The 1595-nt window shown below is 54.8% G+C and carries 1 protein-coding gene; it reads right to left on the bottom strand.

What is annotated here, in order from left to right; genetic code table 11:
* Positions 1–96: 96 nt before the first annotated feature.
* Positions 97–1515, bottom strand: coding sequence for an IS1182 family transposase (locus tag K0F75_RS25360; protein WP_219064698.1), 1419 nt, complete (start codon positions 1513–1515; stop codon positions 97–99).
* Positions 1516–1595 lie beyond the last annotated feature (80 nt).

The raw sequence follows: 1595 nt of genomic DNA, 5'->3' as shown, positions 1-1595 counted from the left end.
CAGACTGTGTGAAAACGCAGTTTCCCGAGGCTAAAAGAAACGCCCCGACTTGTCGGGGCGTTTCCTTTTATATCGTCAGCAGGCGAAAAAGCCTTTTCAGGCCATCAGTTCTATCATCCGGCGTGCACCCAGCACGCTAACGGCTCTTTTCAGGTTGTAAGCGTTCACGGCCAGTGCCATTTCCGCTCGCGCGCCCTCCAACTGGCGCAACAGGAAGCGGCCATTGCCAAACAACCACTGTTTCAGATTTCCGAAGGGGTGCTCAACGATGGATCTTCGGCTAATCATCATTTCCGGATGCGCGAGCATCCTTTTTTCCATTCGTTCGAACGCCTCTTCATGGGCATGCCGCATGACATGGCGGCGTTGCGCCTTGGTGCATCGGGATTTTAACGGGCAGACCGCGCAATCACTGATGGCTGTCTGGTAGATGCGGTCGCCCTTGTTCAACTGTTTGAGCGTTAGCCATTTGCCCGCAGGGCATTGATAGCGGTCTTGCGTGGCATCGTAGGCAAAATCATCGCGTGCGAAGAACTCCTGATCACATGGGTTGAGCGAGCGCTGAACCGGCACATAACTGGTAATCGAAGCATCCTCGCAAGCCTGGAACTGCTTGCCGTTGGAGTAGCCGGCATCAGCGGTAACCGTTAATTCTTCCTGCTGTAGTTGCTCTTTGGCGGCTTTGGCCATCGGCTCCAACTGCTTGCGGTCATCACTGTCCTGAGTGACCTCGTGATGCAAAATCAGGCAATGCTCGGCGTCCACAGCCGTCTGTATGTTGTAGGCGACGCGAGCGCCTTTTGGCGTGCGCATCATTCGGGCATCGCTTTCGTGTGTGTTGAACTGCTCCACGCCAAGGGCATTCATCAGTACCTGGCAGCTCTGATTGTCCTGCTTGCGAACTTCAAGCTTCGCCAGCGCGGTCTTGACCGCACTGCGATCAATCACTTCAGAAACGTCGGCTTTATCGGCTTCATCCAGTTCTGCCAGATACTGGGCAATGCGTCTATCCAACTTCTCCTCTTGGCGCTTGAGCTGCTTTAGATTCAGATGCCGCCGTGCAGAAGCAACCGCCTGGAACTTGCTGCCGTCGATGGCGACCAGTTCTCCTGCAATCAGACCAGCCGTTCGACAAAACCGAACGAAGGCACGGCACGTCGCCACGAAGGCAGGTTTGTTGTCTTTTCGGAAGTCGGCGATAGTCTTGAAGTCGGGCTTGAGCCGATTGATTAGCCACATGACTTCGATATTGCGCTGGCACTCGGCTTCGAGTCGGCGCGATGAGCGGATCCGCTGGAAGTAGCCGTAGAGATAGAGCTTTAGCTGATCGGCAGGATCATAAGACGGGCGACCGGTGCCTTTAGGTCGCGCTTTATCAAACCCCAGCTGTATGAGATCCAGCTTGCTCACGTACAGGTCGATGACCCGGACAAGGTGATCGGCAGGGATCAATTCCTCCAGCGAGACCGGAAACAAGCTGGTCTGGCTGCGCGACTCGCCTTGAATGTAGGCCATAACGAAAAATGCCCCGTATCTTTCGGTACGGAGCATTTTCGTTGAGCCTTGTGCAGATTGCTAGGTTTTCACACAGTCTG

It is taken from the genome of Pseudomonas sp. UMAB-08, assembly GCF_900095225.1.
Lineage (GTDB): Bacteria > Pseudomonadota > Gammaproteobacteria > Pseudomonadales > Pseudomonadaceae > Aquipseudomonas.
Note: the sequence above shows the minus strand (reverse complement) of the source record. Positions and strands in the feature narration are given on the sequence as shown.

Bases quoted from the DNA above. Each gene is read 5' to 3' on its own strand.
- K0F75_RS25360 (WP_219064698.1), bottom strand. From the start codon at position 1,515: ATGGCCTACATTCAAGGCGAGTCGCGCAGCCAGACCAGCTTGTTTCCG.